General features: G+C 39.7%; 20 protein-coding genes and 1 pseudogene. 11 read left to right on the top strand and 10 right to left on the bottom strand.

Going from position 1 to position 22,402, the window contains the following annotated elements; translation table 11 throughout:
• Nucleotides 1-336: 336 nt before the first annotated feature.
• Complete coding sequence (locus FVA69_RS17720) at nt 337-1,245, bottom strand: EamA family transporter (protein ID WP_109911641.1); 909 nt, start codon at nt 1,243-1,245, stop codon at nt 337-339.
• Nucleotides 1,246-1,514: 269 nt separating this feature from the next.
• Here FVA69_RS17720 and sugE point away from each other — a divergent pair, with 269 nt between their 5' ends.
• Entirely contained in the window at nt 1,515-1,829 is a 315-nt protein-coding gene (gene sugE / locus FVA69_RS17715) for a quaternary ammonium compound efflux SMR transporter SugE (RefSeq protein ID WP_004908099.1), read from the top strand.
• Between the two features lie 111 nt (nt 1,830-1,940).
• On the opposite strand, the gene FVA69_RS17710 is transcribed toward sugE, so the two are convergent.
• Nucleotides 1,941-2,150 carry a helix-turn-helix domain-containing protein gene (locus FVA69_RS17710; protein WP_004908101.1) on the bottom strand — a complete coding sequence of 70 codons (210 nt, stop codon included), beginning with the start codon at nt 2,148-2,150 and terminating at the stop codon, nt 1,941-1,943.
• 206 nt (nt 2,151-2,356) lie between these two features.
• Between FVA69_RS17710 and FVA69_RS17705 the strand changes: the two genes are divergently transcribed.
• From FVA69_RS17705 to FVA69_RS17685, 5 genes are all read left to right on the top strand, one after another.
• Nucleotides 2,357-3,118, top strand: coding sequence for a hypothetical protein (locus FVA69_RS17705; RefSeq protein WP_109911642.1), 762 nt, complete (start codon nt 2,357-2,359; stop codon nt 3,116-3,118).
• A gap of 39 nt (nt 3,119-3,157) precedes the next feature.
• Nucleotides 3,158-4,351, top strand: coding sequence for an MFS transporter (locus FVA69_RS17700; RefSeq protein ID WP_164529181.1), 1,194 nt, complete (start codon nt 3,158-3,160; stop codon nt 4,349-4,351).
• 15 nt (nt 4,352-4,366) lie between these two features.
• A complete protein-coding gene (locus tag FVA69_RS17695; protein ID WP_109911644.1) occupies nt 4,367-5,131 on the top strand; it encodes a helix-turn-helix transcriptional regulator in 765 nt (254 codons plus the stop codon).
• Between the two features lie 161 nt (nt 5,132-5,292).
• Entirely contained in the window at nt 5,293-6,075 is a 783-nt protein-coding gene (locus tag FVA69_RS17690) for a helix-turn-helix transcriptional regulator (protein WP_164529180.1), read from the top strand.
• A gap of 51 nt (nt 6,076-6,126) precedes the next feature.
• A complete protein-coding gene (locus FVA69_RS17685; RefSeq protein ID WP_117162574.1) occupies nt 6,127-7,311 on the top strand; it encodes an MFS transporter in 1,185 nt (394 codons plus the stop codon).
• 139 nt (nt 7,312-7,450) lie between these two features.
• Here the strand turns inward: FVA69_RS17685 and FVA69_RS17680 are convergent, their stop codons facing one another.
• Together FVA69_RS17680 and tet are read right to left on the bottom strand one after the other, a co-directional pair.
• Nucleotides 7,451-8,032 (bottom strand): TetR/AcrR family transcriptional regulator, encoded by a 582-nt coding sequence (locus tag FVA69_RS17680; protein WP_110731657.1) that lies wholly within the window; start codon nt 8,030-8,032, stop codon nt 7,451-7,453.
• A gap of 77 nt (nt 8,033-8,109) precedes the next feature.
• Nucleotides 8,110-9,306, bottom strand: a complete 1,197-nt coding sequence (tet, locus tag FVA69_RS17675) for a Tet(A)/Tet(B)/Tet(C) family tetracycline efflux MFS transporter (protein WP_123382255.1) — start codon at nt 9,304-9,306, stop codon at nt 8,110-8,112.
• An 81-nt stretch (nt 9,307-9,387) separates the two neighbouring features.
• On the opposite strand from tet, the gene tetR reads away from it, so the two are divergent.
• The gene (gene tetR, locus FVA69_RS17670) at nt 9,388-9,987 is read left to right on the top strand and encodes a tetracycline resistance transcriptional repressor TetR (RefSeq protein ID WP_117162571.1); all 600 of its coding nucleotides are present in this window, start codon (nt 9,388-9,390) and stop codon (nt 9,985-9,987) included.
• A 63-nt stretch (nt 9,988-10,050) separates the two neighbouring features.
• On the opposite strand, the gene frdD is transcribed toward tetR, so the two are convergent.
• From frdD to frdA, 4 genes are read right to left on the bottom strand one after another with little or no spacing between them, the layout of a single operon-like run.
• Nucleotides 10,051-10,404: a fumarate reductase subunit FrdD gene (gene frdD / locus FVA69_RS17665; protein ID WP_004258620.1), complete on the bottom strand. Its 354-nt coding sequence runs from the start codon at nt 10,402-10,404 to the stop codon at nt 10,051-10,053.
• A gap of 15 nt (nt 10,405-10,419) precedes the next feature.
• Entirely contained in the window at nt 10,420-10,815 is a 396-nt protein-coding gene (gene frdC, locus FVA69_RS17660) for a fumarate reductase subunit FrdC (protein ID WP_109911650.1), read from the bottom strand.
• A gap of 14 nt (nt 10,816-10,829) precedes the next feature.
• On the bottom strand, nt 10,830-11,564 hold the full coding sequence (locus FVA69_RS17655; protein ID WP_004258616.1) for a succinate dehydrogenase/fumarate reductase iron-sulfur subunit: 735 nt from the start codon (nt 11,562-11,564) through the stop codon (nt 10,830-10,832).
• Nucleotides 11,557-13,353 (bottom strand): fumarate reductase (quinol) flavoprotein subunit, encoded by a 1,797-nt coding sequence (frdA, locus tag FVA69_RS17650; RefSeq protein WP_004258614.1) that lies wholly within the window; start codon nt 13,351-13,353, stop codon nt 11,557-11,559. Before frdA ends, FVA69_RS17655 begins: the two co-directional genes overlap by 8 nt.
• Before the next feature lie 803 nt (nt 13,354-14,156).
• On the opposite strand from frdA, the gene epmA reads away from it, so the two are divergent.
• Nucleotides 14,157-15,134, top strand: a complete 978-nt coding sequence (gene epmA / locus FVA69_RS17645) for an elongation factor P--(R)-beta-lysine ligase (RefSeq protein ID WP_004908119.1) — start codon at nt 14,157-14,159, stop codon at nt 15,132-15,134.
• Between the two features lie 99 nt (nt 15,135-15,233).
• On the opposite strand, the gene glpQ is transcribed toward epmA, so the two are convergent.
• Together glpQ and glpT are read right to left on the bottom strand one after the other, a co-directional pair.
• Complete coding sequence (gene glpQ / locus FVA69_RS17640; RefSeq protein WP_004908121.1) at nt 15,234-16,307, bottom strand: glycerophosphodiester phosphodiesterase; 1,074 nt, start codon at nt 16,305-16,307, stop codon at nt 15,234-15,236.
• Between the two features lie 103 nt (nt 16,308-16,410).
• Nucleotides 16,411-17,760: pseudogene (gene glpT, locus FVA69_RS17635) on the bottom strand (glycerol-3-phosphate transporter).
• 435 nt (nt 17,761-18,195) lie between these two features.
• Between glpT and glpA the strand changes: the two are divergent.
• Genes glpA through glpC form a run of 3 tightly spaced genes read left to right on the top strand, consistent with a single transcriptional unit; the run spans nt 18,196 to nt 22,326 of the window.
• Nucleotides 18,196-19,851, top strand: coding sequence for an anaerobic glycerol-3-phosphate dehydrogenase subunit A (gene glpA, locus FVA69_RS17630; RefSeq protein ID WP_164529179.1), 1,656 nt, complete (start codon nt 18,196-18,198; stop codon nt 19,849-19,851).
• Nucleotides 19,841-21,136, top strand: coding sequence for a glycerol-3-phosphate dehydrogenase subunit GlpB (glpB, locus tag FVA69_RS17625; protein ID WP_164529178.1), 1,296 nt, complete (start codon nt 19,841-19,843; stop codon nt 21,134-21,136). Before glpA ends, glpB begins: the two co-directional genes overlap by 11 nt.
• Complete coding sequence (gene glpC / locus FVA69_RS17620) at nt 21,133-22,326, top strand: anaerobic glycerol-3-phosphate dehydrogenase subunit GlpC (protein WP_109911654.1); 1,194 nt, start codon at nt 21,133-21,135, stop codon at nt 22,324-22,326. Before glpB ends, glpC begins: the two co-directional genes overlap by 4 nt.
• Nucleotides 22,327-22,402: the final 76 nt, after the last annotated feature.

The following is a 22,402-nucleotide window of genomic DNA, read 5'->3' as shown; positions in this document are numbered from 1 at the left end:
CATCCCCATCTGTTCAATGAATGATATTTGTTATTTATTTAAGTGAAACTGAGGAAGATATAGCCATAGTTAAGTTAAAGAAAAAGTAGCTAAAACGAGACACCTAATTGAAATTTGAGATAAATTTAATAATTGTTGTCAGTATCACTAATTTAGGATTATTTATTGGATTTTATCTGGTTTTGAGCTAGCGATTATTTGATGAGTTGGTTTTTTATCTGGGTTTTTGATGTTTTTTAGTGATAATGTCTGTTGCGATGTTTTTGTTGATACGAGAATGGTTAAAGAAAAGAAAATAATCGGAAGCTAAAAAACTCCCGACTATTAATTAGTTAACTAGGCTCGTCTTAATTGTTGGATTATTTTTTTACCAAAAAGCGTGGTAATTAGGCCAAACATGATCAAAACGAGGCCAGCAACTTGTACGCCATTTATATGCTCTCCAAGGAATAAAGCACTGCTGCTTAAACCAAAGACTGGAACCAACAATGAAAAAGGAGCAACACGCCAAGCTTCATAACGGCCGAGCAGGACTCCCCAAAGCCCATAGCCGACAAATGTTGATAAATAAGCTAAATAGATAATGACACCAAAGACTGACCAATTAAAGCCTGATAGCCCTTCAACAATGGCTTCTTCACCTTCTAAAACCCATGAACTAATCAAAAAGGGAATGATTGGGATCAGCGCGCTCCAACTGACCAATGATAGGGCACTGCATTTCTCAGCACCTTCCTGTTTCATTATGATTCTATTGGTAATGTTGCCGCAAGCCCATGATAAACCAGCAATTAAAGTAAATACTAACCCGAGTAATGGAATATCATCTAGCCCACCGACGGTGGCGCCATTGGCTAACACGGTCAGCCCTGCAATTGCGATAAACATACCAAGAAAGTGAGTCGGCTGTAATGATTCTTTTAAAATCATTGCGCCGAGCAATAAGGTAAAAAAGGCCTGAGATTGCAAGATAACAGAGGTAATCCCCGCTGGCATCCCCACTCTAATCGCGCAAAATAAGAAGGCAAATTGACCAAAGCTGATGGTGAGCCCATAGAGAAGCAATAATTTGAACGGAATTTTGGGGCGCTTAAAAATAAAAATAGCAGGAAAGGCTACAAACATGAAACGTAATGCGCCTAATAATAACGGCGGAAGTGCGGTAACGCCGAGTTTAATGATAACGAAGTTAACCCCCCAAATTACGACTACACAAAGGGCGAGTAAGATGTCTCTGAGACTCATGCTATTTTCTCGATGAACTTGCCAGATTAGACATCTACTTTACATGTGTATAATTTTGAGTGCGATGGTTATGATGCTTAATAATAAAAAACGGTATAAAAAGGTTAAATTTTATGGTTGATTTGCGCTTATTTGTTATTTTTCGTTGCTTGAGTCTGGGTCTGTGAATATTTATAATGTATTTATACATCATACGTATTCAGGACGGCCTGAATCAACGTCATTTAAATATGGGGACGACCCCGAGTAATTAACGGGAGCAAGCAATCATGGCTTGGATCGTTCTTTTTTTTGCAGGTTTATGCGAAGTGGTATGGGCTGTAGGTTTAAAATATACTCATGGTTTTACCCGTTTAACACCGAGTATTATTACTATTGTCGCTATTATTACCAGTATGGGGTTGTTAGCCTACGCCATGCGTGATTTACCGGTCGGCACGGCTTATGCCATTTGGACGGGGATTGGGGCTGTGGGCACAGCAATTGTTGGGATTATTTTCCTTGGTGAGTCAGCAAATATGTTCCGCTTGTTAAGCCTTGCTTTGATTATTACCGGGTTAATTGGTTTAAAAGTATCAAGTTAATTTTCAAATTAATTATTATTTAATTAAAAATGAATAATAAGCGGGAGACAGAGAAAGTTACCCGCTTTATCTTCTTGATATTTTATTGGCATAAAGAAAACTATTCTTATGTTATTTTTCGTTATAACGCGATGGCCAAATTTCAGATGGTGCAACACCCAAAAACTCGGCAATAATACGCTCTCCTTTAGGCCAACGTCTTGACAAGGCGTTATTTAATGTTGATGAGTTTAACCCTGCTGAACGTGATATTTGTGAAAGAGAAGAACCTTTTTTCTTTATCGCTGCAATAATATCAGCCGAGTGCCAATCTTGTTTCATACGATCTCCAATAGTGAATATATAAATATAATTGAAATTATTTAAGTTAGCTGGAACTAAATTTAGATATCAAGATAAAAAAATAATTCTTAATTTTAAATCCCTTTAAATTTCGGTCTTTGAATATTTATTTTTATGTGCTAAAGATATGGGTTAAACGCTTTTATTATCTTTATTTTTATTTAAATAACTATAAGGTGATTTTTATGGATATAGAAAACAATAAGATGGAAAAAATAAGCACTAGAGTAAAGTTAGATCTTTGCAATTATTTTAATTGGAATGATATTGATATCCATTATACGATTATTAATGTTGATGAGGAAAAGATATACACATTATCTAGTAATTATGAGTGGCAGTTAATTTATTGGCATCATGATATGGATTTATCATTAAAAGAACGGTTATTCTCTGGGGTACAATATTGGAGTAATTATTCAGATGCATACCAGAAAATATTAACCAAACTCGATAAAGGAAATAAAAAAATTGATATTTGTAATAGGTACAATAATTTATTTGAGATATTTTCACTCAATGGAAACCATAAAGTCTCATATGAGTACTTACTTTCATTATATCAATGGCGTTCAATAGTTTCTGATTATGCATATGAAAAATGGTCTGAAAATAAAACGGTGGCATTACCGTTACGCCAAAAAATTGAATTAGATGAACCTGTACCTATTATTTGTAGAAGTAAGGAAACCCCTAATTTTATACGTTTTGGTCAGTTATCATTTTCAAACAAAGAAGCATTAACCATCCGCTTGTTGCTTTCCCACCGAAATATCAAGGAAATTAGCCGTATTCAAGGCTGTTCGGAAGAGGTGGAATATATAAGAGTTAAAAACATCAAGAAAAAATTAAACTGTGAAATGGTCTCTCAAAAGGAATGCTTTTCGGTAATGGAAGGTCACGGCATTACATTAACAAGTTTAGAAAAATTAATGCCTATTAATTAATTTAACTATTGGTTTTCTATAGGGACATGGGATCATTTTATGAAATGGAAATTACGTTTTGGTGCTGTCGCAGGGCATACCTTAGAATTTTATGATGTTGCAATTTTTGCTGCAATTTCATCATATTTAAGTGCAGAATTAACCCGCCTAGGTTATCAGCAAGCAACGGAGCTGGTGTGGGGGATTTTTGCTTTACGTTTTCTTATTCGGCCATTAGGGGGGTATGTAATTGGCCGTTATGCGGATAAAGTCGGTAAAAAACCGGCAATGATTTTGGTCAGCATTCTTACCGGTAGTGCCACATTGTGTATGGCATTTCTGCCTATTGAATTATTAGGGATATATACACCTTTAGCCATCCTATTTCTTCAAATGTTGCTATCTTTTAGTTTTGCGGGTGAAAGCCCATCACTGTCTACCTATTTATATAAAGATTCTAAACCCCAAGAACGAGGTCGAGTTTCAGCGTTGTTAACTGGAAGTGCGGTTGTTGGCGTTATTGGCTCGTTAGGAATTGTGTTAATTCTTGAAAATATATTACCCCCTGAAACCATGCAAAGAGTGGGATGGAGAATACCACTGCTATTAGGTTTAGGTAATATACTGATCTGTTTCTGGTTTCGCTATCGCTTACCAGACCAACCCATTGAATATGATGGGCGCCAGAAAATAGATTGGCTTAAGGCATTTAATATCTTACTGGTTGTTATTCCTGGTTCGGTTATTTTTTATACCTTAAATTTTTCATCTTCGTTTTTACTTAAGGAGCTAGAACTAGAAGAATTTAAAAGCATATATTCAATGATATCATCAACGTTATTATTGGTTTTAATGGCAATAGTTGGTTGGCTAACAGATAAATACAGCTACTCTGAGCGGGTGTTTAACTTAGGGGTAAAGCTCGCTGCGATATTATCAATTCCTATTTATTACCTAATGTCTACTAAGGTTTTATCATTAGTACTTATCTCCCAATCGTCAATTATTATTATTTCAGCGATGGTGTTATGCAATTGGAATTATGCGATGGCAAAACCAGCCAATGGGCAAGTTACGACGTTAAGTATGGGGTATAACCTTGCATCGACGATTATAGGTGGGTTAACGCCATTAATTATCAATTACTTAGTCCTCATTGATGTTTCCTTGGTGGGTGTTTTTGTTTCATTGAGCTCGTTAACGCTATTTGCGTCATTTTTATTGAATAAAAAACAAAGGTTATTAACTGCTTAAATTTAAGGGGGATGTATGAATATTGAAAATAAACACTTAGAACTGTCTTGTTCTGGTTTTGGTGATAAGTTTTTAAAATATTTCGATTGGAATGATATGGATGTGACTTACAGTAGAGTGGATGTAACAAATAACGTGGTAAAAGTTATTTCAAATCACTATGAGTGGGTTTTAATGTTTTGGGATGATGACCTAGATAAAAAAGTAAAGGAACGATTAACCCCCGGTATTCAATATTGGAATAATTACTCTGCCGCATTCCAAAAAACATTATCTAAAACAGATAAGAAAGAAATGAAGGTGGATTTTTGTACCCAATATGGTGGTATATATGAAATTACCTCAATAAATTCAAGGAAAAAATTTACAAGTAATGAATTATTAGAACTCTATAAATTAAGAGCAGTTATTTCTGATTACTCCCAACATGCCTGGAAAGATAATGAAAATATTATTTTACCACTTAGGGCTGACATAAGCTTATCTCAAAAAATTGAAGATAATAACCGAGATATTTTAGATGCTCACCACTACATGCGTTTTGGTAATATTCGTTTTACCCGTAAAGAAATGATGACTATCCGATTACTATTATCACATTGCCGGGTAAAGGAAATTAGTTATATCCAAGGTTGTTCGGAAGCGACTGAAAATAAACGTATTCAACGTATTAAGGAAAAATTAGGTTGCTCTTATACTTCACCTAGCGGTTTATTTCAGGCATTAAAAGAAAATGGCATTACCCTTGCTTGTCTGGAGTCTCTGGTAAGTTACCCTTAATTTAAAATATCTATTTTAACGTATTGAATTATTAACCCAATTGAGAGTAGGGATGTGGAGCCTTTAATTCATTAACTTCCAGATGCTAATAAGTATACTGTTTTTTAAAAGTATTAATTTTAATCTAATAATTTAAAAAATAATCAAATTAAGGATAGTGTATGGATATAGAAAATAATTTATTAGAAAAATCCTGTTCTAATTTAAAAAGCCTTTTTTCAAAGTATTTTGATTGGAATGATATAGATTTGTCCATAACCAGAGTTGATCTTAGTAATAAGCAAGTGAGTATTATGTCAAATAATTACGAATGGCTGCTCATATATTGGAATGCTGATTTAGATTTACGTTTAAGTGAACGGTTATCTCCAGGGATTCAATACTGGAGTAATTACTCAGAAAGCTTTATAAACACATTAGCAAAAACTAAAAAAAGAAAATTGAAAATTGATTTTTGTGCGAAGTATGGAAACATGTATGACATTGTCTCCATTAATTCTAGGAGGATAATTTCACTCAACGATATGATATCACTTTATAAGTGTAGGCCAACGATTATAGATTTTGCGTATGAATCATGGAAAAAAGGCAAAGATAATTATGCTATTTTACCCTTGCGCGAGGAAATTAAGTTTCCACAGAATAGAGTTTATAAGCTTAGTGAACAAGAGCTTGAACCTTTAGATATTCATCCTTATATGCGTTTTGGTAATATTCGTTTTACTCGTAAAGAAATAATTAGTATTCGATTGTTATTATCACATTGTTGTGTAAAAGAAATCAGTTATATCCAAGGTTGTTCAGAAGCGACAGAAAACAAACGTATTCAACGTATTAAGGAAAAATTAGGTTGCTCTTATACTTCACCTAGCGGCTTATTTCAGGCATTAAAAGAAAATGGCATTACCCTTGCTTGTTTGGAGTCTTTGGCTAGTTATCCCTGAAGGCCAGAATATTTTGCTACAAGGAAAGTCATTAATAGAAAAGGGACAAAAATGAAATGGAAATTTAGATTTGGTGCAGTTGCTGGTAATGCTTTGGAATACTATGATATTGCAGTTTTTGCAGCTATATCTACTTATTTAAGTATTGAATTAACTAAATTAGGTTATTTTCAAGCGACAGAAATAGTATGGGGTATCTTTGCATTACGTTTTTTAATCCGCCCTTTAGGCGGATATGTTATCGGTCGCTATGCTGATACGGTAGGAAAAAAGTCAGCCCTAGTATTAACAAGCTTGATAACCGGTACGGCAACATTAATGATGGCACTGTTACCCATTGAATTATTAGGGAACTATACGCCATTAGTGATATTAATTTTACAATTGGCTCTTTCTTTTAGCTTCGCAGGTGAATTTCCTTCTCTAATTACATATTTATTTAAGGATTTAGATGGAAATATTCGATCTAGAGTTTCGTCAATTATTGTTGGTAGTTCTTTGTGTGGAGTCATTGCATCATTAGCTATCGTTTTCATACTAAAGAATACGTTATCTGAAGATACTATGCAGTCAATTGGATGGAGAATTCCATTGTTAATTGGTTTGGTTAATATTTTTATTAGCTTTTGGTTTAGAGCTAAATTACCTAATTATAAAAATGAGTTAGATAAAAAAGCGATATTTAGTTGGTATCATGTATTTTGGGTGTTCTTATTTACCATTCCAGGTACTGTCACTTTTTACTCTCAAAGTTTGTCAACCTCACTAATTATTCAACAATTAAAGATAGATGAGATAAAAAATTATTATGAAATATTTTCATCCGGTTTATTGCTAGTTTTTATGATGATATGCGGTTGGCTAACAGACAAGTATAGTTCGGCTAAATCTGTTTTTGATATGGGCGTTAAAGGGATGGTGTTGTTTTCAGCGCCACTTTATTTTTTATTACAAATAGATAGTTTGCTTCTAGTCTTTTTTACTCAAGTTGTTATGTCCGCATACTCAGCGATGATATTGTGTAATTTATCAGCGGTACTGATGGGCAAATCTAATGGGCAGGCAACAATATTAGGTGTTGGTTATAATAGCGCAGCTGCCTCTATCGGTGGGATCACCCCTCTGATTGTCAGTTATTTAGGTCACTTTAACCTAGGTTATGTTGGGCTATTTATTGCGGTTTGTGGGCTTTTTTACTTTGTATCTGCTTGTTTGCCAAAACCAAACCCTGCTTAGTGTTAACCATGATTTAATCCCCCCGTTAGGGGGGAAATCATCATAAATTATAGAGCTATAGTAATAGAAAATAAGATTGCCACCCTATTGGGTATACAAAAATTTTGCGGATGAAAAATAAAACCCAGTATTAAATGTGTTATTTGATGAGTTGGCTGAAACGTTGGTATAGGATCTCGCCCAGAGTATGTTGATCATACTCAGTACTATTGGCTAAATTATCAACAGCAGCATGCATGGAGTGATAAATCATTGTCGCCATCAATTCATGTGGCAATTCTGGCCATGCTTTGTTTTGCTCACCAAAAGCTAAAATAGCTTTAATCTGTTCAACTGCACGGGTTTCATGATCATTACTGCGGCCGTGGTATTCGTCATGAAATAGCATGTCGTGAATATTTTGTTTTTCAACATAGTATTTGACGCTATTTTCACACCACGATTTCAGCTTGGCAGTGGCACTTTTTTGTGAATCTAAAGCAGATTGAATGTAGCCTAAATACCAGTCCATGTAGCGTGTGCGTAAGGCTTCCATAATGTCATTTTTGGATTGGAAGTAGTGATAAAAAGTACCTTTTGCGACATCGGCAGCGATGACAATTTCACTGACAGTTGTATTGACAAACCCTTTAGAAAGAAAGAGTTTTTCCGCTGCATTCATCAGGTCATCTAACCTTTCTTCCGCAGGTTTCGTTCTTGGCTTTTTAGGTGGTGTTGTCATTGAGTTTTTCTCTTAATGTTCTTTTCACAACAAAGGTTATTCAGGCATCATAGCATTTAAATGAGTTACCCTAACATTTAGCCTGCCGATAGTTTTATTTCTTTTGTTTCTAAAGCTTTTTTAGCACAAAAAAGTAAATAAATGACGATAAGTAACGCATAAAGCATAGCCCCAATCATCCACACCCAACCGTCCCATATCAGCAATGTTTGGCCAAAAATAACGCTAAATAGTAATGGGCCAATTACCCCTGTGGCATTGGTTAAACTCACTAATACTCCTTGTAATTTACCTTGATTAGCGTGATTGACGTGAGCTGACATCAACCCTTGTAGTGCTGGTAATGCAATACTACCACCGGCGAGTAAGATTAATGTAGGGTAAATCATCCAACCTTCGGTGAGTAATGACAAAATAATAAATGCGCTTCCGTCTGCGACAAAGCCGACAATGATTGTTACCTTTTCATTGAATTTTTTGGCAATGGCTCCAGCAATAAAAGCTTGGAATAGGGCATGCATAACGCCTAAGCCCGCCAAAGATAACCCAACTTGCACACTATTCCATTGGAAGCGATTTTCGGTAAATAGCACCCAGGTTGTTGCAGGGATCTGACCAATTAACTGTGCCATAAAAAAGACAAAAAGTAGCAAAATAATGGGTTTTATCAGCTGTATGAAGGGAACTGACAGCTCTACAGTTTCATTTTGATCATTCTGTATGGCATTTTTATTTTTAAAAATAAGCCAGATCACGACAAAAGAGCACGCATTCAAAATAGCCGCAATAACAAAAGGTAAATGTGGGGAAAATTGCCCTGCAAAGCCCCCAATCGCAGGGCCGGCGATTAACCCCACGCCAAATGCTGCGCCTAATCGCCCAAACCACTTAGTGCGTTCTTGTGGGGCAGTGTTGTCGGCAATAACAGAAGCCGCTACGGCGCCTGTTGCGCCAGTGATCCCTGAAATTAAACGGCCTAAATACAGCATCCAAAGTGAGCTCGATAAAGCCAATAAACTGTAGTCCAGTACGGCTCCTGCAAGGGAGATCAACAAAATAGGCTTGCGACCGAATTTATCAGACCATCTGCCCAGTATTGGGGCAAAAAATACCTGCATGATGGAGTACAAAGCCAGCAAGATACCGTAATGATTTGCCAAGTTTTCTAGCGTCACATACTCGCGGAGTAAGGCAGGTAAAACAGGCATGATCAAACCGATCCCCATAGCATCAAGGGCGGTGATCGTTAATGCAGTGATCGCAAATTTATTCATTATTCATTTCTCTATCATTGATAGATTTGGAATGTATCCCTATCAGTGATAGAGTGTCAATAGAAAATTAAGGGGAAAGCGATGGCAAGATTGGATAAAGAAACCATTATTACGGCTGCACTAGATTTGCTGAATGAAGTGGGAATGGAAGGACTGACAACGCGAAAATTGGCTCAAAAGCTCGGGGTTGAGCAACCCACACTGTATTGGCATGTAAAGAACAAGCGCACATTGTTGGATGCATTATCGGTTGAAATGTTAAAACGACATCATGACCATCCATTACCTGTTGAAGGTGAAACGTGGCAGGAGTTCTTGCGCCATAATGCACTAAGTTTCCGTCGAGCCTTACTTAGTTACCGTGATGGGGCAAAGGTACATTTAGGCACGCGGCCTAGTGCAGAGCAATACGCCACGGTGGAAAAACAATTGCAGTTTATGATTGATAGCGGTTTTTCATTAAAAAGTGGCCTTTACGCAGTGAGTGCAGTGGGGCACTTTACATTAGGTTCAGTACTTGAGCAGCAAGAACATTTGGCAGCAATGGGTGAGAGAGATGTTGAACAAGACGGAGCGATGCCATTGTTATTAAAAGAAGCTATTCAAATCATGGATAATGATGATGGAACAGAAGCATTTTTGTTTGGTTTAGAATCACTTATTCGAGGCTTTAAGCCCTAAAAAAGAAAAGGTATGACAATGTGCTGTCATACCTTTTATTAAAATAATGTGTGATTGCATTATTTACAGAGTAAATACACCAATAATTGCAATTACACTAATGATTGCTGAGCCACCGTAGAAAACCCATTTTGTCGCAGGGACATGGATTTTAAAGTCGTGCAGCGTATGGTGGATACGGTGCATACCACACCAAACTGGCAAAATAATCATCAGTAATAAGAAAACGCGGCCGATAAAGCTTTGGCTAAATGCCATAATGCGCTCATAGCTCAGCATTTCTGGTGCCACACCGAGAGGAATTAAAATTCCTAACAGAATGATGATTGCAGGGCCAATTACAGCACTCCACATACCACCTGCACCAAATAACCCCCAGAAAATCGGCTCATCGGAACGTTTAGGCGTTAGATTCATCAGATTCTCCTTAGATTAAAATAACAATGCGATTGCTAAGATTGCTGCCGTAACAACAATCGTAAGAGCCCAGAAGCCTTTAACGATAGGCTCCTCAGACATTTTCTTATCTTTTACAATAATACTGACGGCTTTTGGTGCAAGTTTGAACCACGTTGTGGTGTGCAATAATGTTGCCGCCAAAGTAATAATGTTAATGATAAGAATGATTGGGTTGCTTAAGAACCCAACAAAGCCAGCCCATGATTCTGGACCGCTTTTCAGCGCAAATACCCCATACAGGACTAAAATACTGAACCAGACCTGAAGGACGGAGGTACTTTCACGCATGATGTAAAAGCGGTAAAAACCCAGCTTTTGCCACCAATCACCCTTCATTTCTCTGACATAGGGTTTACGTTTCGTAGTCATGACTTCAATTCTCCTTATCGTGGCTTCAGCATGGCGATAACAAAGTCTTGCGCGCTGGCAACTTTCCCTTGTTGGATCGCACCCGCAGGGTCAACATGCTTAGGACAGACTTCAGAACAGTAGCCTACAAACGTACAGCTCCAGACACCATTGTCACCGTTTAATAAGGTCATGCGTTCTTTCGCACCATGGTCTCGGTTATCTAAATTGTAGCGCTCTGCCAATGTGATCGCGGCTGGGCCGATGAACTCTGGGTTCAGTCCAAATTGTGGGCAAGCTGCATAGCACAGACCACAGTTGATACAGCCTGAAAATTGATGGTATTTGGCCATCTGTGCAGGCGTTTGCTTATTTGGGCCTTCAGAAGGTTTACGGTCATTACCGATAATATACGGTTTGATCGCTTCTAAACGCTCAATAAAGTGAGTCATATCAACAACAAGGTCGCGCTCGATTGGGAAGTTACCTAATGGCTCAACTTTCATACCTTGCGGGTATTCACGCAGGAATGTTTTACACGCCAGTTTAGGTACTTTATCCACCATCATGCCGCAAGAACCACAAATCGCCATACGACAAGACCAACGGTAAGACAGGTCTGGAGCGAGGTTATCTTTGATATAGCCTAACGCATCTAACAAAGAAGTTTGCTCGTCGTAAGGGACATCATACGTCACCAAATGGGGCTCACTATCCGTTTCCGGATTGTAACGCATGATCTCCATTTTTAGGTGTTTCATATCATCCATTAGCTTGCTCCTTCTTCGCCTTATCTTGAGCTTCAGCTTCGGCACCGTAAACACGTTTAGCTGGCTGAGATTTCGTGATTTTCACGTCACTGTACTCTAAACGAGGGGAGCCCTCTGGGTTATAGAATGCCAAAGTATGTTTAAGGAAATTAACATCATCACGCTCAGTACAGCCTTCATCGAGACGTTGGTGTGCACCACGTGATTCTTTACGGTTGATTGCAGAGTGAGCCATACATTCCGCCACATCAAGGCCAAAGCCTAATTCAATGGTGTACAGTAGGTCAGTATTAAATACGCTGCTATGGTCGGTAATTTCGACGTGTTTGAAGCGTTCTTTCAGCTCAGCAATTTTATCAACGGTTTTTTGCATTAATTCGGGGGTACGGTAGATACCGCAGCCTTCTTCCATTGAAATACCCATTTCGTCGCGGATCTTCGACCAGCTCTCTTTCCCTTTTTGGTTCATGAGTTTGCTGAGGTCAGCTTCGATATCACGAGTACGGGCTTCGATAGCATTTGCATTGGCTGGTGTTGCTTCAGCAGCATGGCGAGCGGCTTCTTCACCTGCCAGACGACCAAATACAACTAATTCAGCTAATGAGTTAGAACCTAAACGGTTTGCACCGTGCAAGCCAACAGAAGAACACTCACCGACAGCAAATAGGCCTTTGATGCGTGTTTCTGTGCGTTGATCCGTTTCGATACCACCCATGGTGTAGTGAGCGGTTGGGCGAACAGGAATTGGGTCTGTTACTGGGTCAACACCTACGTAGGCTTTCGCCAATTCACAAATAAATGGTAAACGCTCATGCAGTTTTTCTGCGCCAAGGTGACGTAGATCCAGATAGACGACATCACCACGGTGAGTGCTGATCGTACGGCCTGCACGCCATTCGTGCCAGAACGCTTGGGAAACTTTGTCACGTGGACCCAGTTCCATATATTTATTTTCAGGTTTACCCAGTGGAGTTTCAGGCCCCATTCCGTAGTCTTGCAGGTAGCGATAGCCGTCTTTATTGACAAGGATCCCGCCCTCACCACGACAACCTTCGGTCATTAAGATACCTGAACCCGGTAACCCAGTTGGGTGATATTGAACAAATTCCATATCACGCAGCGGCACGCCATGGCGGAATGCGATACCCATACCATCACCGGTTACAATACCGCCATTGGTATTGTAGCGATAAACGCGTCCAGCACCGCCAGTTGCCATCACGATGGCATTAGCACGGATCTGGACTTTTGTTCCTTCCATCATATTTAACGCGACAAGACCACGGACTTGGCCTTCATCAACAATGATATCGAGAACAAAATGTTCGTCAAAACGTTGAATTTGTGGATATTTTAATGAAGTTTGGAACAGGGTATGGAGCATGTGGAAGCCAGTTTTATCAGCAGCAAACCACGTACGCTCAATTTTCATTCCACCAAAACGGCGAACGTTAACTGAACCATCTGGTTTACGGCTCCACGGGCAGCCCCATAGCTCTAGTTGGGTCATTTCTGTTGGGCAGTGTTCGACAAAATAGTCGACAACATCTTGCTCACACAGCCAGTCCCCACCAGCTACAGTATCATTAAAATGATAGTCATAGGAGTCATGAGCCTGAGTAACTGCTGCTGATCCCCCCTCTGCTGCCACAGTGTGACTACGCATTGGGTATACTTTTGAGACCAGAGCAATCTTGATATTGGGATTTGCTTCAGCGGCAGCAATTGCTGCACGTAAGCCTGCGCCCCCGGCCCCGATAATCGCTAAATCGGCATTGAAGGTTTGCACTGCGCTTCTCCATTGTTCAAGTGTAAAATTGATAAATTCTTTTAAATACTTTTGATAATTAGCTACGTCATTTTCAGTTCAACTTAAAGCTAAACTACGAAATATCTGTTTTTTAATAGTAAATAATATAATAGCTAATAATGACTTATCATGCTGTGAATTATAGCGAATAGTCCTCAAGATAAATTTGATATAGAGGGGTGTTTTGGCCAAATTTAGCGATAAAGTGTGAGATAGATCTTCTTTTTATAAATTGTTTTTACATTACTGGATTTTCTAGGCTGTTAACACCGAATAAAAAGGAATTTCAAATGATTATCATTAAATTTACATAGACTTTTAGTGTATAAAACCAAGTGAATTACTCAGGTTTTATCAATAATAAGTGATTAATACTATTATTATAGCTGAAGAGTTTAATTCATATTGAATGCTAATTTGCGAGGAGTCTCACTATTTATTATTTAGAATAAATTTAATTTTGAACAGAAAATTTTAAAATAGATTGAGAAAGCGAATCGTTTCGCTTTTTTAGTAACAGATATGTCACATAATATAAGAATTAATCATGTTTCTGGCTACTTTCATTACTCTTCCCACCTCTGTAGGATAAAGCTAAAAGTAAAGGCTTTGCCTAATCGTATAAAGCAAGAGATAATCAGGCTATCTCTACTTACTCATCATCATGCCGACAGTTGCAAGTATTTACGTTCAGATAAATATGCATTATCAGTGTAAATGCATTGTGTGTTGCCTGTGAGGTGGGTACACTGCACGACTAAGTTTATTTTGGAGTCATCTTAATGAGTGATATAGCGAATTGGCAGCCAACCGCCCCCATCGCTAACCTGTTACAGCGCGCAAAAATAATTGCGGAAATCAGACGTTTTTTTACTGATCGTTGTGTACTTGAAGTCGAAACCCCCGCAATGAGTCAGGCAACAGTCACTGACATTCATCTTGTTCCATTTGAAACGCGTTTTGTGGGCCCTGGTGCAGCGCAAGGTATTAATTTATATTTAATGACCAGCCCTGAATACCACATGAAACGTTTATTAGCGGCCGGTAGTGGTCCTATCTATCAGTTAGGTCGTAGCTTTAGAAATGAAGAAGCAGGGCGACATCATAACCCTGAATTTACCATGTTAGAGTGGTACCGCCCGCATTTTGATATGTATCGCTTGATCAATGAAGTGGATGACCTACTGCAACAAGTTTTAGAATGTGAGAGTGCAGAGCTACTTTCATACCAACAAGCGTTTTTACGCTATTTGGATATTGACCCGTTATCTGCTGAAAAAAGTGAATTACGTGAGGTTGCAGCCCGTTTAGATTTGAGCAATATCGCGGATCAGGAAGAAGATAAAGATACCTTACTTCAACTGCTATTTACCATGGGCGTTGAGCCTCATATTGGTAAAGAAAAGCCTGCAGTCGTGTATCATTTCCCTGCAACCCAAGCGTCTCTTGCCGTAATTAGCACGGAAGATCATCGTGTTGCTGAGCGTTTTGAGGTGTATTATAAGGGAATGGAACTAGCAAATGGTTTCCATGAACTCACTGATGCAAGCGAACAACGCCAGCGATTTGAACAAGACAACCGTAAGCGAGCGGCAATGGGGCTACCTACTGCACCTATTGATGAGCACTTGCTCGCGGCTTTAGAGCATGGTTTACCTGATTGTTCTGGTGTCGCTGTTGGGGTTGATAGGCTGATTATGATTGCTTTAAATGCAGATAAAATTAGTGATGTGATCGCATTCCCTGTCACTATCGCGTAATTTATTTTCAAAACCGATTAGACTTGCTGCCAAACATAATATGTTTGTCAGCAGTCTGAATGCAGCCAAATGGCTGCATTCTTATTTTGTCCCAGAAAACTATTTTTGTTTCTGCTGTTCTAAGAACTTAACCCCTAAGTCAGGGAAGTCTGTGAAGGCGCCATCGACATCGGCTTGGTTATAAATAATGTCATAAAGCTGTTGCCCATCTTTGGCGTATTTTGGCAGCTTATCAACACGGATAGTGAACGGATGCACTGCCATTTTGTTATCATGAGCTTCTTTAACCATGCCATTCACTTTGATATTAGTTGGCGTGGATTCTTCACTAATTAGCATATGATAATCAGGGCCAATGCCATCTGCATAGGTTGCAATTTCTTTCATTGCACCCGGTTTCATCATCCAATCATAATTATAATTAACCCAAGTTCCGTCAGGTTTTTGCTCTTGAGTTTCGTTCCAATCGGTGTAAGCAATCAATTGAATTAATTTAAGATCTATCCCCATTTCTGGCATCAAAGTATTTTTGATACGTTTTAGGTCATTAGGGTCAAATGACTGTAGATAAACGTTGGAATCCTTGGTGGTATAGCCATACTCTTTAAGGACTTCGAGTGTTTTTTTGGTGATATCTTTGCCTTCTTGTAAGTGGAACCAAGGGGCTTTAATTTCTGGGTAGATACCAATATTTTTACCCGTTGATTTGTTTAGTCCTTGAACAAATTCAATCTCTTCTTGGAAGGTATGAACGCGGAAGTCTGATTTGCCCATTGGGAAGCGGTTCGGATAGCTTTGCACTTTTTTACCATCAACAATATCAAATCCTTCTGTAAAATTGAGTGATTTGATTTCATCAAGGGTAAAGTCAATCGCATAGTAACGGCCATCTTTACGGGCGCGATCAGGGAAACGTTCAGCAACATCTGTCACGCGATCGAGATAATGGTCATGTAAGACCACGAGCTCGTTATCTTTCGTCATAACTAAATCTTGCTCAAGAAAATCAGCACCTTGTGCGTAAGCCATTGCTTTTGCAGGTAGGGTATGTTCCGGTAAGTAACCACTTGCACCACGATGTGCAATGACAACTTTACTTGAAGCTTGAGCTACAGCAGACACTGACATCACTAAAACCATACTAGCCACCAATGTTTTTAATGGAAAGCTCATGATTATATCTCCTTGGCACTTTATTTGGGTAAAAAAATGGGCTACATCATTTTTTGATATAGCCCACGAGTCTAGCGATTAACAATGAACATTTGATGAATGTTTATTGTGAGTTTGCTAATTCACGTTTATGTTTGCTTTCGCTCAACATCACGATAAACAGTAGAACAACGGCCAGTGCTGAACCACCGATCATGACTGCGAAGCCACCGTCCCAACCGAAGTAGTCTACGGTATAACCAACGATAGCACTTGCTGCTACAGAACCACCGAGGTAGCCGAACAAGCCTGTGAATCCTGCGGCTGTACCTGCTGCTTTTTTCGGTGCAAGTTCAAGGGCGTGCAAACCAATCAACATAACAGGACCATAGATTAGGAAACCGATGATCAACATACATGCCATATCAACATTTGGGTTACCAGCTGGGTTCATCCAGAACACGATAGTTGCAATGGTTACCAGAACCATGAAGAACACACCAGTGGCTCCACGGTTACCACGGAAGACTTTATCCGACATCCAACCACACAGTAACGTACCTGGGATACCTGCGTATTCATATAAGAAGTAAGCCCATGAAGATTTGTCCATTGCGAAGTGTTTAACTTCACGCAGGTAAGTTGGAGACCAGTCCAAAACACCATAACGCAGTAAGTAAACGAACACGTTAGCAATCGCAATCATCCATAACAGTTTGTTTGGGAAAACATACTTCATGAAGATTTCTTTTGCAGTTAACTCTTGCTCATCTGATGCTTTATAGTCAGTTGGATAGTCGTTTTTGTACTCTTCAATTGGAGGAAGACCACAAGACTGCGGGGTGTCGCGCATTAACGCAAATGCAATGATTGCAACAAGGATAGCAGCCAATGCAGGCATATACAGCGCAGCTTTCCAGTCGTTAAACCATGCCATACCTAACATGAACAGTAATGGAGGGATACCACCACCGACGTTGTGCGCACAGTTCCAAACCGAAACGATACCGCCACGTTCTTTTTGTGACCACCAGTGAACCATGGTACGTCCACAAGGAGGCCAACCCATACCTTGGAACCAACCACAAAGGAACAGTAATACGAACATTACCATGATGCTCGATGTTGCCCATGGCACGAAGCCCATGACTAACATCACCGCGGAGGCGAGAATCAAACCTGCTGGTAAGAAATAACGCGGGTTTGCACGGTCGGAAAACGACCCCATAATAAATTTAGAAAATCCGTAAGCAATTGAGATCCCTGATAATGCAAAACCAAGGTCACCTTTAGAGAAACCTTGTTCAACAAGATATGGCATCGCTAACGCAAAGTTCTTTCGGACTAGATAATACGCTGCGTAACCAAAGAAAATACCCATGAAGATCTGCTAGCGAAGCTTACGATAGACAGGATCTACCTTATCAGCTGGCAGCCTCTGTATATGAGGTGCTGGTTTAAAAATGCTTAACATATACGCCTCCGATGGCATGCTAATTTTTATTTACACTTCCATTCTCTACTTCAGAGAAATATTGAGTGTTTATTATTGGTGAAGTAACAAAAACGAAAATAATCGAGTAATTTAAGAGTCTTTATTTTCTTAATTGCTCTAAATTGTAGTCGTTAAAAAACAATTTATCTGTAATCCAACGCACAATTATTGATTTTGTTTATGAGGTTGCATAGTAAATGACATTTGTGAATGGAATGGAACTAGAAATGTTAATTATTTTGTGATTTTCATCACGATTTTGCTCTTTAAAACACTGAAAATGGATCTATTGCTTTCGTTTTTGTTCCTTATCAAACATTGATCGCGTTTCTGGACTATATTTAATAATAGATTATAAAAATAGAACCTATACTTATCTATTATAGAAACGTTTATTAATGTGAGGAATGCGACATGAATGGCTCATCTGTGACTGAAACGGATGTCATCATTATTGGTGGTGGCGCAACAGGTGCAGGGGTCGCTCGTGACTGCGCTCGCCGAGGTCTAAGAACCGTTTTACTCGAAAGGCATGATATTGCGACTGGTGCGACCGGGCGTAACCATGGATTACTTCATAGTGGCGCGCGCTATGCAGTCACTGATGGTGAGTCTGCCAGAGAATGTATAGAAGAGAACAAGATTTTAAAGCGTATCGCGCATCACTGTATTGAGCGAACAGATGGTTTGTTTATTACCCTCCCTGAAGACAGCTTAGAGTATCAGCAACAATTCATTACGGCTTGCCAAACTGCAGGCATTGATGCGAAGGCGATTGACCCTAAAGAGGCGATTCGTCTTGAACCTTCCGTTAACCCACATCTAATCGGTGCGGTTCGTGTTCCTGATGGCACGGTTGACCCATTTCGTTTGACTGCAGCAAATATGTTAGATGCCAGAGAGCATGGCGCGAAAGTGTTAACTTATCACGAAGTCATTGGTTTGATTCGTGATGGTGATACTGTACGTGGCGTGACGGTTTATGATCACCATGCCAAAAAACAGTATGATATTTATGCAGAAATTGTCGTTAATGCAGGCGGGATTTGGGGACAAAAAATCGCAGAGTATGGCGAATTAAAAATTAAAATGTTCCCTGCAAAAGGGGCATTATTAATTTTAGGCCACCGCTTGAATAACATGGTGATAAACCGCTGCCGTAAACCTGCAGATGCCGATATTTTGGTTCCCGGCGATACGATTTCCCTGATTGGCACCACATCGACTCATATTGAATATGATCAAATTGATAATATGTATGTCACCCCTGAAGAGGTGGATATTCTTATTCGCGAAGGTTCAATGCTGTCTCCTGCACTTGCGACAACGCGCATTTTACGTGCGTATGCAGGCGTTCGACCATTAGTTGCCAGTGATGATGACCCATCAGGGCGTAATGTGAGCCGTGGTATTGTGTTGTTAGACCACGCTAAACGTGATGGCTTAGAAGGTTTCATCACCATTACGGGTGGCAAGTTGATGACTTATCGCCTGATGGCGGAATGGGCTACAGATAAAGTTTGCGAAAAACTGGGTCATAGCGCCAAATGTACAACCGCAGAAGCGCCGTTACCGGGCTCGCAGCACAGCGCAGAAGAAGCCTTACGTAACGTTGTTTCTATTCCTGCTCCTATTCGTGGCTCAGCGGTTTACCGTCATGGCGATAGAGCTTCTGCCATTCTCAGTACGGATAGGCTCGATAAAAGTTTAGTTTGTGAGTGTGAAGCCATTACTGCTGGTGAAGTACGTTATGCTGTTAATTCATTGACGGTCAATAACTTGCTTGATTTAAGGCGTCGTACCCGAGTGGGGATGGGAACTTGCCAAGGTGAATTATGTGCTTGCCGGGCTGCAGGCTTACTCAATCGTTTTAATGTCACAACACCTCATGAAACAGAGCAACAACTGGGCCACTTCCTGAATGAGCGATGGAAAGGTGTACGTCCAATTGCTTGGGGGGATGCACTGCGTGAAAGTGAATTTACCAGTTGGGTATATCATGGATTATGTGGCATGAACGAAGCGACACTAGGTAAGGGTGCACAGAAGGAGGCTGATAATGAAATATGATGCTGTGGTAATGGGCGGCGGCCTAGCCGGGTTACTTTGTGGTATTCGTTTAATACAATCAGGCCTGTCTTGTGCAATTGTTAGCGCTGGGCAAAATGCGCTGCATTTTTCTTCAGGTTCATTAGATTTACTTACACACTTACCGGATGGGCAAGTTGTTGAAAAGCCATTAGAAATGTTAAATGCTTTACAAGCGCAGGCTCCGACTCACCCTTATAGTATTATTGGTCAGGATCAGGTTAGCGAATTGGCGAATCTGGCTCAATCCTTATTACAACAAAGTGGCGTTCGTTTAAAAGGCAGCAGTAAAGAAAATCATTATCGCATTACACCTTTAGGCCATAAACGCATGACGTGGCTTAGCCCTGAGTCTGTCCCAACGGTGGGTTTACACCAAAAAATGGCAATGGGGAAAATTGCAGTTGTTGGTATCGAAGGGTTTTTAGATTTCCAACCACAAATGGTGGCGGATGAACTACAGCGTGATGGGATAGAAGCCAGTTCTCATTATGTTCATTTACCTTTACTTGACCGTTTGAGAGAAAATCCGAGTGAATTTAGGGCAATTAATGTCGCTCGTTGGTTGGATAGGCCGGAGAATATGGCGCAAATGGTTGAAGAAATTCTCCCGTTAGTGGCTGATGCCGACACCATATTCATGCCTGCTTGTGTAGGACTTGATAGTGATGAGCCATTAATTGAGTTACAAAAACGGTTAGGTAAACCCTTATTCTTACTGCCGACTTTACCGCCATCATTATTAGGTATTCGTTTACATGAGTTGCTATTGCGTCAATTTCGTCGCCAAGGCGGTATTGTGATGCCTGGTGATAAAGTCACTTCAGTGAATTGTATCGATGGGGTAATTGATTCGGTACAAACTCGCAATCATGGTGATATCTCTTTAAAAGCTAAGCATTTCGTTCTAGCGACAGGGAGTTTTTTCAATAATGGATTGGTAGCCGAATTTGACCGTGTCTATGAGCCTTTGATGCAATTGGATCTGTGTGAAATTTCAGAACGTGCAAAATGGACCAATAAAGAGTTTTTCGCTTCCCAGCCTTATATGGCTTTTGGCGTGAAAACCGATGAAAAACTACGCGCACAAAAAGAGGGAAAAGCCATTTCTAATCTTTATGTAGCAGGTGCCGTATTAGGCGGTTTTGATCCTCTTACTCAAGGTTGTGGTGCGGGCGTATCAATGATTAGCGCATTATATGTAGCGAATCAAATAATCAATGAAATGAGTAAAAATAAAGCGATGCAGGTGGAGGTGGCGCAATGAGTATTCAAGATGCAAGCTTTGAAAGCTGTATTAAATGCACTGTGTGTACCACTTATTGCCCTGTTGCAAAGGTTAACCCTCTGTACCCTGGTCCTAAACAAGCGGGGCCTGACGGTGAGCGTTTACGTTTAAAAGACCCAATGTTATATGACGAGGCACTTAAATATTGTACTAACTGTAAGCGTTGTGAAGTGGCTTGCCCATCTGATGTAAAAATCGGTGATATTATCGCACGCGCACGTAATACTTATAGCCAGCAAAAACCTAAAATTCGTGATGCAATATTAAGCCACACGGATTTAATGGGCTCGTTATCGACACCATTTGCACCCGTGGTGAATACCATTACAGGGTTAAAACCGGTTCGTCAAATTCTTGATAAAGCATTGAAAATCGACCATCGCCGTGAATTACCTAAATATTCGTTTGGGACTTTCCGTCGTTGGTATGCAAAACAAGCTGCTGAACAAGCCAAATATGAAGAACAAGTTGCATTCTTCCATGGTTGCTATGTGAACTATAACCATCCTCAACTTGGGAAAGACCTGATCAAAGTCTTCAATGGGATGAATATTGGCGTTCAATTACTTAAACGCGAAAAATGTTGCGGTGTTGCGTTAATTGCCAATGGGTTCATGAAACAAGCGAAACGCCAAGCGAATGTTAATCTTGAATCATTACAAGAAACGATTCTTGAGAAACATGTACCTGTGGTGGCGACATCATCAACCTGTACCTTTACTATCCGTGATGAATATACCCATGTTTTAGACGTCGACACTTCAGCGATGCGTGACAACATTGAGCTGGCAACACGTTATATCTATCGCCTACTTGAAGAAGGGCGTGAATTGAAGCTCAAACACACACCGTTAAAAGTGGCCTATCACACACCATGCCACATGGAAAAAATGGGTTGGACTTCCTACACGTTAGAGTTAATTAAACGTGTACCAGGTGTTGAGCTGATTGTGCTGGATTCACAATGTTGTGGTATTGCTGGAACATATGGTTTCAAAAAAGAAAACTATGAAGTTTCTCAAGGGATTGGCGCAGGATTATTCCGCCAAATCGAAGAAAGTGGCGCTGATATGGTGATTACTGACTGTGAAACCTGTAAGTGGCAAATTGAGATGTCGACAAGTAAGAAGTGTGAGCACCCGATTTCACTCCTAGCAAGAGCGTTATAGCATGTAATTAATTGAATTGTAGGGTTGTTATTCTTTGTTTTAGCTCAGTTAAACTTATTTGGAGATAGCATTTAGC

Origin of the sequence: Providencia sp. PROV004 (assembly GCF_011045615.1) — a bacterium.
Lineage (GTDB): Bacteria > Pseudomonadota > Gammaproteobacteria > Enterobacterales > Enterobacteriaceae > Providencia > Providencia rettgeri.
This window is presented reverse-complemented; position numbering and strand designations above follow the sequence as displayed.